This is a genomic window from Heyndrickxia shackletonii, from assembly GCF_001420715.1.
Classification (GTDB): Bacteria; Bacillota; Bacilli; order Bacillales; family Bacillaceae_C; genus Margalitia; species Margalitia shackletonii.
On sequence record NZ_LJJC01000015.1, the window covers coordinates 257101 to 270199 of the forward strand.

The window sequence follows — 13099 nt, forward strand, 5'->3', positions numbered from 1 at the left end:
TCTTTAAACGGAAAGAGGATGATCAAATTTATTCTACAATTTTCTTCGCAGGTGAATTCTTTTTCAATTTAAATTCATCATGGTTTGCATTTTCGTATTTTGGATCTAAATAACTGGATTTCCGGTCACTTTTTGAAGCATTTTTGAACTTCGCAAACGACGTATATTCTTCATCCTTCCATACCCAAATACCAGTTTTTTTATTTTCTTTATGGAATATATTCTTTTGCAATTTAGTATTTTTATTGCTTTTAAAATAATTGGCAATAAATATGCGTGATGGTCCGGCAGTCAAAATATTTCTTTCGATTACATTATTTTTTGTATCATGCTGTAGCAAAATCTGTCCGCCGTCTAATCCCTTCGTGTCGTTTCGGTAAATGATATTTTGGGAAATCGTAGAATTTAGAGTGCCTCCCCGATCTTTATCATATCCACCAATCGAAATCCCTGTGTAAAAGTTGTTATATATGGTATTGTTATTTATATTAATTTTTTCAGCATATTTTCCGGCATGCTCCGAGGTTGCTTCTATTCCGATATCACATTGATAAACGGTATTCTTTTCAATGGTTATCTTTTTCCCGCCGTCTACGTAAATACCGTCTGCACTATAATCCTCCCCATAAGCTGGATTGCCGTAAGAGGAGATTTCATAAACTTTGTTATTTTTTACTGCACCATTACGAACATAGTCAACACTTTTATTATTAGAAACACCTTCATAACCAATTAGATCAATCCCGATATTATCACTTCGGCGAACAATGTTATTTTCCACCTTGAAACCGTCAATATTCCCATTCAGTACAAGAGATTCACTTGAACCGAGTTTTAAATCCTCCACCGTATTATTTACAATATTTATGTCTTTCATTGGGCCAGATCCATATACAGCGATTCCATGCCCATTTCCATCCTTTGCATAAGTTTCAATCCGCTTTACATGGTTATTTTCTAATACAATATGACTGCTAGATCCCGTAACATAGATTCCCATTACCGTTTCATCTGTTAATTTAGTAGATAAATCCTGGATCGTTAATCCGCTAATCGTAACATAGTTTTTATTATTTATCGTAACTAAGGAGGTATCCCCTTCCACACCCTTTAGATGCTCACCACTGAGAACAACCTTTTCCTTTTTATAGGCTTTAAAAATAATTGGTTTTGATTTTGTTCCACTATGCTTAACGGCAAGCTTTTCATTGTAGGTACCTTCTCTAATAAAAACTGTTGTCCCTGCTGTTGCTTCTTCAGCTGCTTTTTCTAGCGTGCGAAAGGGCTTTGACTTTGAACCATCATTATGATCATTTCCATTTAAAGCTACGTATATAGGCTTATCCTGTTCTGCAATAGTATTATTTAATATGAAAACAACCATTATCATAGCTGCAGTTAAGAGGATTAATATTATTTTTTTCACGCGATCATTCCTTTATTAAAAGTAATCTATAAAACAATTTGAAATGGTTAATGTCAAACACATATTATACCCTTCTTCTCTTTGTATGCTTTATATAAATTATATTTTATTTAGCTTATTGGAGTAAAACAGGAAAACCTAGAACTAATCGGATGCATAATGAGGTATTTTTGATAAAATAGAATCAATGTCAACAGTGAGGTGTATGAATGATGGAAAAACTAATGTTTATTGAAACCGGGATGGGTATTGATGTTCACGGGCAAGATATTACGAAAGCAGCTGTCCGTGCTATAAAGAATGCCATTCACTTTAATTCGATGCCGGGTATCCGCTCTGTATTGCCCGGAAACAGCTTGGACAATATGGTTGTAAATGTAAAATTAGCCGTCCCTTGCGATAAGGATAAACTGGATATTGATACGGTAAAAGAGGCGATACCTTTTGGAAAAGTATCAGTAGAAGTGATGGACGGAGGCATGCTGACAACTAGCGGAATTGTTATTGAGGAAAAAGGCGATAAAAATGATAAGATGTACATTGTTGTGGCATCAGTAGAAGTTGGCTATTAGTATAAAGTAACGGCAAAAATATTGAAACCTGAGTGGACATACATTCCGTTATTTGTGACAAAAATGGTGATTTTGCATTTTTAACGGACATACGTTCCGCTAATTAGCTAAAAGTATGTCAATTTGATGTAATTTATGGCATTTAGCGGAATCTGTGTCCGCAAACAAACCGAAAATAGCACTTTTTATGAAAATAACGGAATCTGTGTCCGCAAAGTGTGGAAACAATTGAAACTATGCATAGCCAAGTGAACGTAATTAGATACCATTAATTAAAACGCAATTCCCATGCGTTTCTGTGTACCTTTGATTTTAATTTCATACTTTAACAAAGACCTCGATCTAATCTATACTTTTTTGTCAAGAAGATGGTTTCCAAGAAGAATCTTTCGAGATTCTTCGGGAACCATTTTTTTCTTGTTTGGTTTGGCGTATGTCTTTAAACTTAATGGTCCGAAAAGAATTTTGCTTATTAAACTATTTTGTTTGTCAATATATCAGCAATATTAACTACCTCCTTCCTATGAAATAAATCTATATTATACTTTCCCCAAACGATAAATTAGAACTATTAATACAGGAATATTATTCCAATGACTAGAACAAATGATATATAATTATCAACAAAGAAGAAATTTTCCACATTTATCTATCACAAATCTTTATTGTTTTGTATTTTATTTAAATAAAATTGAAAAGAGGAAGTTTAATGTCAGAAGCCTATCAAGTTATTAGTTTTGTTGAAAATCAAAACATGAAAATTGAGATTTTAGAATATCAGCATTTAGGTGGCAATGATAATTTTTCTATTGCTGAAAAATTGTATTTTGCTCAAAAGTCCAATATCAAATTAAGACAAGTCAGGATTACACTAAAAAATAGTTCTTTAACAGCGGAATCCGGTGCTCTACAGTTTATGAAAGGGGATATTACATTAAAAAGCTTAGGGGGAACGGGAGCCAAAGGATTTTTAAAAGGAATTGCCTCCAGCGTTTTAACGAATGAATCTGCTATCAAACCGCAATACAAAGGCAGCGGGGTCATTTATCTGGAGCCTAGTTTCAAGCACTACATTATTGTTGAACTTAACAACGAAGAAATTGTTGCGGATAAAGGTCTTTTTTATTGCTGTGAATCCACTGTTTCCGTTTCTGTTCAGGCAATGAAAAATATCTCTTCCGCCATAGTCGGTGGGGAAGGACTCTTTCAAACAAAAGTTTCTGGAAGCGGATATTGTGTATTTGAGATACCTGTTCCTGAAGAAGAGCTTGTGGAATTTGAAATTCAAAATGAAATGGTTCAGGTTGATGGAAACTTTACACTTTTCCGAGTTGGCAACATTGATTTTACCGTTGAAAAGTCTACAAAAAGCATTTTCGGTTCTGTTGCTTCCGGGGAAGGATTGCTTCAAACATTTAGAGGTACCGGAAAGGTCATTATTGCTCCAACCTTACCTGTTTACGAAAAGTTGGCTAATGCTATATCCCCTATAACAACATCTAAAAAAAATTAGCGGTACGAAATGTGTCACTATTTCTAGTTATGATAAAGAAGATAGCAGTTATAGAAACTTCTAAGATTCTTTAACCGCCATCTTTTTTTTTCTGACGAACTCCATAACACACACTTTTAATGTGTACACCAAGGAAAATGACTTAGTTACGTCGATAAATGCTAAATTCCCTAATAATGATTACAATTTTGTTTACCCTTTGAAATTAAAATATAATGGTCGACAAAAATACAACTGTAGTAACCGTAATCATGCTAAATAATGTTGACATTAATACTACCTGTGCTGCATATTCCGGATGATTATCATACTCTAAAGCAAACAGCGCACTGTTTCTTGAAGTTGGAAAAGAACTTGCTATAAACAGAGCTTGTGCAGTAGTTCCGTCCAATTTTAAAAGGAAAATGATAAGCAATGCAATGGATGGAGAAAGAATTAAACGACCGATTAAACTTAGGATTAAGGGTAAGGAAAAGCGCCTTAATTTTATATACGCACTTTGTGCACCAAGCGTAATTAGGGCTATTGCCAAAAAAGCATTTGAACTATTTTTTATGGGAGTCCATAAAAAACCCGGGATTTTAATATCACAAGTATGAAGAATTAATCCTAATAAAAAGGCATAAATGACAGGATTTTTTAGGAATTGCTTTATGGCTTTAAATCCACTGTGATCGACGGAAACGGAATTAAATAAACCATATGTATAGGTAAGTAAATTTTGAAAAATCATTACAACAATCTGAATAGATGCCCCCAATGGGCTGTGTTGAAAAACAAGCTGACTTACAGGCAACCCGAAATTACCCGAATTATTTAGTACGATACTATTTTTAAAAGTTGACGCAAGACTGCTTTCAAATTTTGCTGCTTTTGAGATGATTGCACTTAGAGACATTAAGCAAACACATTGTAGAATTAAAAATCCAAGAATATGTAAAAGTGTTTTTCCGCCAACATTATTTTGATAAATATTTACAAAACTAACAGCAGGCATAAGAAAAAAAGTATTTAATTTTGATAAAGTGTTCATATCAAACTTAAATTTCCGATGTAGAAATACACCTGCACCTATTAAGATAAATACTGGTAAAATGACATTTAATCCGATCAGTAAAAATACACTCATATTGTTCCAAATACCTTTCCACTAAATAAAGCCCAAAAATTCGAAAATTGGAATCTTTGGACTTTACTTTATAAAATTTTTCCTAATCTATAATTCATTTAAAATGGAATAATAGTCAAAATAAGTGCAACTAAAATCATTACTATCGCTGATCCACATGCCCATTTTAGAAATGAGCGTTGTAAATCTCCAAAATCTTCTCCCACCATTCCAACTAACAAATAAGTAGAAGGAACTAAAGGACTTAATAAATGAACTGGCAACCCTAAAAGTGAAGCGCGTCCAATTGCTGCCGGGTCAATTCCAAACCCGCTTGCCGCTTTCGCCAACAAAGGGAGAACTCCGTAGTAAAATGCATCATTTGACATAAAAAATGTAAATGGAGCACTTAAAATTGCTGTAATGAGCGCAAAGTGTGAGCCGAGGGCAGTTGGTATATGAGTAATAACCGTATTTGCCATGGCATCCACCATTTTTGTTCCTGAAAGAATACCAGTAAATATACCCGCCGCAAAAACCATGGAAACAACTGATAATGCATTATCCGCATAGTGCATAATCCGTTCTTTTTGTTCTTTTAGATTTGGATAGTTGATTGTAATCGCAATGGCAAATCCAATCATAAACAAGACAGTTGCTGGCAGCACTTCTTTAATTAGAGCCACTAATAAAAGAATAGTTAATAAATAGTTTACAAGAATTAATTTTGGACGTTTAAGGTACGCTGTTTCTGATGTAGCAGCCACCATGGACATTGTACTATAATCTATTTCCGCAACACCAATCCGTTTACGCTCTTTCCTTCCGAGGCAATAAGCCATGAACAATACAAATAATACTCCCCCAATCATACTAGGAATAACAGGGGTAAAAATATCACCCATCTCAAGATGAAGCGCTGTCATTGCTCGGGCAGTAGGTCCTCCCCAAGGAAGAAGATTCATAACACCAGACGCAGATACAGCAATTCCCGCTAGAACTAATGGTTTCATGCCAATGCGTTTATACAAAGGAAGCATAGCGGAAATCGTAATCATATAGGTTGTTGTTCCATCACCATCAAGAGAGATTAATAACGCTAGAACCGCAGTACCAATCGCAATCTTTACTGGATCACCTTTAACAACTTTCAAGATTTTTGAAATAATTGGATCAAAAACGCCGGCATCAATCATAATACCAAAAAATAGAATCGCAAATAATATCATGATTCCAGTAGGAGCAACACTTTTTATCCCTTCAAGCGCCATGGGACCAATTTTACTGCCAAAACCACCTATTAATGCAAAAACGACAGGGACCACCATCAGTGCAATCATAGCGGATAGACGTTTGGTCATAATTAATATCATGAAAATAATAATCATTAAAAATCCTAATATAGCTAACATAGTCTTCACCCCTTTTGTAAGTAAATTAATAATAATCGAAACTTTTTGTCGTGAAAACGTTTTCAAAATAAAGTTAATATCGTAAATAAAATGGTATTTTGTTCATTTTGTTCACAAGAAAAAAGTGAGCACAAAAAAAAGGATGACTGCAATTCCTGCTGTCATCCTTAAATGGGATAATATTTCCTTTCCGGCCGCCCCACAATTCCGTAAACCACTTCCGTTCTTGCTTCTTTAATCGAGGATAGATATTCCAAATATCGCCGGGCCGTAATCCTGGATGCGCCTATTTCTTTTCCAACCTCTTCAGCGGAAAGACCCATGTTTTTTATCTGTAGGACGTTTTTCACCTTTCCAAGAGTAATTTCATCAATTCCTTTTGGCAATCCCTTCCCCTTTCCTCCTGTCTCATCTACTTTTTTACCAAAAAGAAGATCAGCATAATTCTGATTTACTTCTTGGTTTGATAATAGAAGGGAGTGCTTTTTGATATATTCATAGATAACTTCATTAAACCTATCCCTATCTACAGGTTTAATTAAATAGTTCTCAACCCCATAGTTTAATGCTTTCTCAAGAAAAACCTTATCGGTTGCCGCGGTGATCATAATGATACTTACCTTCGGAAAACGTTCCCGGACGAGTGGAAGTAAATCAGAACCTAATAAATCTGGCATATAAACATCCAGCAACAATAAGTCTGGGTTATTTTCCTCTAATAAATTCAGCGTTTGTTCACCATTCAATGATTTCCCAACTACCTCTATTTCCTCGAACTTTTGTAAAAATTTCTCATGGATATCGGCTATTCGAAAGTCGTCTTCTGCGATTACCGCTTTGATCTTATTCAAGACTTTCATTCCTTTCGTTTGTTTTAGGAAGATACACCGTAAAAATGGTTCCGCTTTCTTGGCTACTTTGCACCTCTATCATCCCATTCAACTCTTGAACAGCTTCTTCTGCATTGGAAAGGCCAAACCCTCTTGGTTCATTCCCAGATTTTGTTGTAAATCCCTTATCAAATAGATGAGGAATCTCTTTTTCCCCAATCCCCTTCCCATTATCGGAAATTTCAAAGATGATATCACTTCCAAGATCAGTAGCAAAAAATTTTACCGTTGGGAATTTCGCATCATAGACAGCCTCAAAAGCATTGTCAATAAGATTTCCAATAATCAATATTAGATTTGATAGCTTAATATGAGGCGGTAATACCTCTAAATAGCTATCTACCACAATCTCAAAATTAATTTTCTTTTCCGATGCTTTACCCAATTTTCCTAATAGGATGGCCTGGATTTTCGTATCTTTAATTTGGTTAAAAACAATCGAATTCTGGATTTGTAATGTTCGTGTCTCCGTTTGGATCATTTCAACTGCCTGTTCATATTCGCCTAATTGAAGCAATCCTAATAACACATATAATTTATTTGTAAATTCATGGGTTTGCGCCCGAAGATCTTCCGAGTATCGTTTTACCTCTGAAATGGTGTTTAACATATCCTCAATCTCTGTCTTATCACGAAAAGAAGCAACTACTCCACTTATACCACTCTCTTCAAAAAGTGGCGTGCAATTGACGATAACGGTTTTGTCTTTCCAGACCATTTCTTTGTCAATTAGGGGAGTACCTGATCTTAATACTTGATATAAATAGTTAGAAGGAAACAGTCCGTCTACTTTTAAATGGCGGACAGAACCTTTAATATGTAATAGTTTTTTTGCAGGCTGATTCATCGCCGTAATATACCCATCTTGATCAATCGCTAATATCCCCTCTTTTACTCCATGAAGCACCGCATTCTTTTCTTTATAAAGTGTTGCTATTTGATATGGTTCAAGGCCCATTGTATCTTTGCGGATATTCCGAGCCAGCAGAATACTGCCAATTAATGAAATCAAAAGTGCAAAGAGGGAAACAAAAATGACCTTCGAAACATTTTTCAATATTTGATGTTGGATATCCTCGAGCAGAAATCCAACGGAAACGATTCCAATCACTTCTCCCTTTTTATTTAAAATAGGAGATTTCCCTCGTATAGAAGGTCCAAGTGACCCCTTCGCCTTCGAAACATAATATTCTCCATTATGAAGAGCCCTTTCGTTATCTCCGCCACGCATTTTCTTTCCAATCATCGATTTTACCGGATGCGAATATCTTATTCCGTCTTTATTCCCAATAACCACAAATTCTGCACCAGTTTCTTTACGAATCCTTTCCGCAATCGGCTGTATCATTTTGGATGGGTCATCTGTTTGAAATGCAGAAATAATAGTTGGAATAACCGATACCGTTTTTGAAATCTGCAGCGCCATTCTGCCTTTGTTTTCTTCGATTTGCTTACTCTCCATAAAACTGTAGAATACAGTCAGCAGCATGATTAACAATAATCCCAATAATAATACCAACCCGAAAATTTTTGTCTGAAGTGAACGTTTTTTCGTTTTCATGCAGCATCCCCCCTTACTCATCAACATGAAGGTATCCTAAAATAATTATAACCTTTCATGTTACTGATTTCTTTTGCAAACTTTCAAAAAGGAGAAACAATCTGACATGATTTGAAGGCATTTTCCGTCTCTTTTTGTGCTAGATTCTATAACTGCTGATTATTAATACTCTTACCTGCATTCATTCATATTCCCAATTTTTACGCTTATTTCTCAGACGTAATCTACTGCTATGTCTACCTGCCTTTTTTCTTCCCATTGAGTGAAACACAAGTCCTATCCTTTTTTGTCAAAATATATGGTAAAAAATGATTACCAATGGTAATATATTCGTATATTTATAACAATTTTCTCAATCTTTCGACTAAACCCCAAATTCATAATTGTTATAAATATCCATAAGACCATTCACCTATATCCCGTAGGTAATTCAACTAGAGGAGGTCATATTTTTGCAAGCAGAAAAACAAGAATTAAAAAGGAGTCTTTCCATGAGGAACTTAATCATCTTCGGGATGATTACAATGTCTCCGCTTGCTCCTTATCAGGTATTCGGATCAGTAGCCCAAGCTAGTTACGGAATGGTTCCGTTAGTATATTTAATTGGTGCCATTCTGATGTTTTTTACTGCTTTGAGTTATGCCAGGTTTAGCAGAGAGTTTCCATATGCAGGATCTGTATATTCATACGTAGGAAAAGGGTTGAATCCGCATGTTGGTTTTTTGGCTGGATGGACTATTTTATCCGATTATATTTTATGTCCGGCACTAATGTGTTTATTTTCTGGTTTGTGGCTAACAGGTATTTTTCCAGGGGTTAATACAAAATTTTTAGCCATTGTCTTCATTATTCTTACAGGATTGATCAATATTCGTGGAATAGAATTAAATGCGAAAGTAAACTCATTTTTATTTTGGGTTCAAATTGCTGCACTAATTATCTTTTTAGGATTTGCAATCAAATTTGTCTTTATCGAAGGTTTAGGAATGGGCGGCTTCTCGTTAGCTCCAATTTTACAACCTGAACACATTTCTTGGAAATTCATTGCAACTGCTACTTCCATCATATTGCTGGGATTCGTGGGATTTGACGGTATTAGTACATTAGCAGAAGAAGTAACCGAACCTAAAAAGACGGTCGGTAAAGCAACCGTAGTGGCATTAGTCACAACAGCCATGCTGTTCTTAATTCAAACCTATTTGGCTTCTTTAGCTCATTCAAAGTATATGAATTTAAATCCAGACATGGCATTATTTGATATTTCCAAAGAAATTGGCGGTTATTATTTCTATATTGCTATGATCATTATTAATGTTGTAGCAGTCGGACTTGCTGTAACGCTAAATGTTCAATCAGCAGTTGCCCGTGTTTTATTTGCAATGGGTAGAGATAATTTTCTTCCTGGTTCACAATGGTTAAAACATATTCAACCTAAATTCAGGACACCAGCGAATGCAATTCTTTTATCCATGATAATATCCGTTGTCCTAATTTTATCAGTACCTATTGAAACTATTTTAATGTTCGTAAACTTTGGTGCAGTTACAGCATTCACTGTTCTTAACTTTTCTGTGATTGTTTATTTCTTCTTTAAAAGGAAAGAACGTGGAATCAAAGGTTTTTTCTATCACCTTTTATTCCCATTCATCGGATTTGCAGTTTGTGCCTTTGTTTGGTCAGGGTTCGATATGAAAACAAAATTGGTAGGAATTTCTTGGATTTTCGTTGGTGGAGTAATTGGATTTATTAAATCAAAAGGTTACAAACAGGCTGGTCCATCCATGGAAAATTATAAAATGTAATATGCTATTTCAGGAAAACGTAAATTATCCTTTCCACAGAAATATAAATTAATAGAAAACAACATCTATACGAGGAGGAATTTTTAATGAGATTAAAAAATAAAGTAGCAATTGTCACGGGTAGTGCACGAGGAATTGGCGAAGCGATGGTAAGAGATTTTGTAAATGAGGGAGCAAGTGTCATTATTTCCGATATTTTAGAGAAGGAAGGACAAGCTCTTGCATCTGAATTACAGAATGAAGGGCATAATGTTTATTTTTTTAAAACAGATGTATCCTCCGAGCAGAATGTAAAAGAACTTGTAGCATTTACCGTCGAAAAATTTGGCAAAATTAATATCTTATGCAACAATGCAGCTATTAACATTCCTGGTTCCGTGACCGAATTAACAGAAGATATTTGGGATAGAACAATGGATGTAAACGTCAAATCCCAATTTTTAGTATCAAAACATGTCATTCCGATAATGCAACAATCTGGTGGAGGTTCTATTATCAATACCGCTTCCGCAAATAGTTTCGTTGCAGAACCACGCCTTTCAGCTTATGTTTCTTCTAAGGGTGCCATTCTTATGCTGACAAGAGCAATGGCTCTAGATTATGCAAAAGATAATATTCGGGTAAATTGTATCTGTCCTGGCTGGGTAGATACAACATTCAACGATGCACATGCTGATTTATTTGGTGGAAGAGAAGCCATTCTTAAAGATATTGATTCTATTCAACCTATCGGCAGACCTATCGAACCTATTGAAATCGCTAAAGTAGCAACATTTTTAGCATCAGATGATTCTTCTGCTTTGACAGGCTCTCCGATTATTGCAGATGGAGGAATTACTGCAGGAGTATAAATAGTTAATTAATTTGAAAGCTGTTTTACCTTTTTTATTCAGCTAACAATCTTCCAAGTCTTGCCTTCCTATAAGGGAAGGGTGATTCAATTATCTACTTCATTTTAAAAATAAAAGAGGTTGAAACCAAAACATTTCAACCTCTTTTTTAAAAGAATTATTCTGCATCCATAAACGGATATGCAACTTCTGCAGTTGGAGCAAAGTTTTCTTTGATAACACGAGGACTTGTCCAACGAACCATGTTAAATACGGAACCTGCTTTATCGTTTGTACCAGAACCACGGGAACCGCCAAATGGTTGTTGGTCAATCATTGCACCAGTTGGTTTATCATTGATATAGAAGTTTCCAGCTGCACCGGATAAGCGGCGTTCTAAGTGAATAATCGCTTCACGGTCTTGAGCAAAGATTGCACCTGTTAATGCATAGATAGACGCTGTATCTACTGCTTCCAATGTTTCTTCTAATTTATCATTTTCATATACATAAATCGTTAAGACCGGTCCAAAAATTTCTTCTACCATTGTTTTAAAGTTTGGATTTGTTGTCACAATGATGGTAGGTTGAACAAAATATCCAACAGAATCATCATACGTACCACCAGCAATAATTTCTGCCTCTTCAGAAGCTGCAGCAAAATCAATATAGCTTGTAATGGAATCAAAAGCAGCTTTATCAATGACAGCACCCATAAAGTTTCTAAAGTCTTGGATATCGCCTACTTTAAGTTTCGCAGTTTCCTCTACTAATCCAGATTTCACTTCTTCCCAAAGACTAGCTGGAATGTAAGCGCGGGAAGCTGCTGAACATTTTTGACCTTGGTATTCAAAAGCGCCACGAACAAGGTTCGCTACCACTTTATCTACTTGTGCAGTTTCATGAACAAATACAAAGTCTTTTCCGCCTGTTTCCCCAATTAAACGAGGATAAGATTGATAGTTAGCAATGTTTTCTCCTACTGTTTTCCAAATTGTTTGGAACGTACTTGTTGATCCCGTAAAGTGGAATCCAGACATACGAGGGTCTGTTAATACTACTTCTGATACTTGTGAACCACGAGAAGGTACAAAGTTGATTACTCCTTTTGGTAATCCTGCTTCTTCTAATACACGCATAAAGTAGTAGTTTGATAGTAAAGAAGTTGTTGCTGGTTTCCAAACGACTACGTTCCCCATAATTGCGGGTGCTACCGGTAAGTTCGCACCAATGGATGTGAAGTTGAATGGAGAAATTGCCAATACAAAACCATCTAATGGACGGTAATCTGTACGGTTCCAGATATTCTTCGCACTGCTTGGTTGAATTTGATAAATTTGATTAGCACAATCAACGTCATAACGTAAGAAATCTACTAATTCTTGAGCAGCATCAATTTCTGATTGATAAGCTGTTTTAGATTGTCCTAACATAGTAGAAGCATTAATTAGATCACGGTAAGGGCCAGAGATTAAATCAGCAGCCTTTAAGAAAATAGATGCACGGTGTTCCCATGGCATATTTGCCCATGCTTCTTTCGCAGCCATTGCAGCTTCGATCGACTCACGCAATTCTTTTTCACCAGCTTGTGAATAGTTTGCTAGAACATGTTTATGATCATGCGGCATAACGACTTGCTTCACTGTATCTGTCTTTATATTTTCTCCATTTATAATCACAGGGATATCTACTACAATATCAGATTGGCGTTTTAATTCTGCTTTTAATGTTTCTCTTTCTTTTGTACCTGGAGCATAAGTATTGCCAGGCTCATTTTTAGGTGTTGGGATTTTGAAAATTCCATTGCTCATTCTTCAACATTCCTTCCTGTTTAAAAAATTTGTCACTTTAATATCAAAATTTCATCTTCTTCGACAAATTATAACATACTTTTTATTCTTATACTTTCTTTTCTGCAAACGAATTCAAATTCCTAATTTTGGGTCATTTAGGATATTTCCTGAAATGCCGTAGCACTCAGTTTGG

10 protein-coding genes are annotated in these 13099 nt (G+C 35.4%); 4 read left to right on the plus strand and 6 right to left on the minus strand.

Annotated elements, in window-relative coordinates:
* Positions 1–28: 28 nt before the first annotated feature.
* Positions 29–1426, minus strand: coding sequence for a right-handed parallel beta-helix repeat-containing protein (locus AN964_RS23035; protein WP_055742145.1), 1398 nt, complete (start codon positions 1424–1426; stop codon positions 29–31).
* Between the two features lie 212 nt (positions 1427–1638).
* Here AN964_RS23035 and AN964_RS23040 point away from each other — a divergent pair, with 212 nt between their 5' ends.
* Together AN964_RS23040 and AN964_RS23045 are read left to right on the plus strand one after the other, a co-directional pair.
* Positions 1639–1998, plus strand: coding sequence for a Lin0512 family protein (locus tag AN964_RS23040; RefSeq protein WP_055742146.1), 360 nt, complete (start codon positions 1639–1641; stop codon positions 1996–1998).
* A gap of 709 nt (positions 1999–2707) precedes the next feature.
* The gene (locus tag AN964_RS23045; protein ID WP_055742147.1) at positions 2708–3511 is read left to right on the plus strand and encodes an AIM24 family protein; all 804 of its coding nucleotides are present in this window, start codon (positions 2708–2710) and stop codon (positions 3509–3511) included.
* A 205-nt stretch (positions 3512–3716) separates the two neighbouring features.
* Here AN964_RS23045 and AN964_RS23050 read toward each other — a convergent pair whose 3' ends face one another.
* From AN964_RS23050 to AN964_RS23065, 4 genes are all read right to left on the minus strand, one after another.
* Positions 3717–4640, minus strand: a complete 924-nt coding sequence (locus AN964_RS23050) for an AEC family transporter (protein WP_055742148.1) — start codon at positions 4638–4640, stop codon at positions 3717–3719.
* 98 nt (positions 4641–4738) lie between these two features.
* Complete coding sequence (locus AN964_RS23055; RefSeq protein ID WP_268888303.1) at positions 4739–6097, minus strand: CitMHS family transporter; 1359 nt, start codon at positions 6095–6097, stop codon at positions 4739–4741.
* Between the two features lie 101 nt (positions 6098–6198).
* On the minus strand, positions 6199–6882 hold the full coding sequence (locus AN964_RS23060) for a response regulator (protein WP_126648689.1): 684 nt from the start codon (positions 6880–6882) through the stop codon (positions 6199–6201).
* Positions 6875–8482, minus strand: coding sequence for an ATP-binding protein (locus tag AN964_RS23065; RefSeq protein WP_055742151.1), 1608 nt, complete (start codon positions 8480–8482; stop codon positions 6875–6877). Before AN964_RS23065 ends, AN964_RS23060 begins: the two co-directional genes overlap by 8 nt.
* 452 nt (positions 8483–8934) lie before the next feature.
* Between AN964_RS23065 and AN964_RS23070 the strand changes: the two genes are divergently transcribed.
* Together AN964_RS23070 and AN964_RS23075 are read left to right on the plus strand one after the other, a co-directional pair.
* Positions 8935–10284, plus strand: coding sequence for an APC family permease (locus AN964_RS23070; protein WP_235950461.1), 1350 nt, complete (start codon positions 8935–8937; stop codon positions 10282–10284).
* Between the two features lie 86 nt (positions 10285–10370).
* Positions 10371–11135, plus strand: a complete 765-nt coding sequence (locus AN964_RS23075) for an SDR family NAD(P)-dependent oxidoreductase (protein ID WP_055742153.1) — start codon at positions 10371–10373, stop codon at positions 11133–11135.
* Between the two features lie 157 nt (positions 11136–11292).
* Here AN964_RS23075 and pruA read toward each other — a convergent pair whose 3' ends face one another.
* Positions 11293–12924, minus strand: a complete 1632-nt coding sequence (gene pruA, locus AN964_RS23080; RefSeq protein WP_055742154.1) for an L-glutamate gamma-semialdehyde dehydrogenase — start codon at positions 12922–12924, stop codon at positions 11293–11295.
* Positions 12925–13099 lie beyond the last annotated feature (175 nt).

Bases quoted from the DNA above. Each gene is read 5' to 3' on its own strand.
- pruA (WP_055742154.1), bottom strand. From the start codon at position 12,924: ATGAGCAATGGAATTTTCAAAATCCCAACACCTAAAAATGAGCCTGGC.
- AN964_RS23040 (WP_055742146.1), top strand. From the start codon at position 1,639: ATGGAAAAACTAATGTTTATTGAAACCGGGATGGGTATTGATGTTCAC.
- AN964_RS23075 (WP_055742153.1), top strand. From the start codon at position 10,371: ATGAGATTAAAAAATAAAGTAGCAATTGTCACGGGTAGTGCACGAGGA.
- AN964_RS23065 (WP_055742151.1), bottom strand. From the start codon at position 8,482: ATGAAAACGAAAAAACGTTCACTTCAGACAAAAATTTTCGGGTTGGTA.
- AN964_RS23045 (WP_055742147.1), top strand. From the start codon at position 2,708: ATGTCAGAAGCCTATCAAGTTATTAGTTTTGTTGAAAATCAAAACATG.
- AN964_RS23050 (WP_055742148.1), bottom strand. From the start codon at position 4,640: ATGAGTGTATTTTTACTGATCGGATTAAATGTCATTTTACCAGTATTT.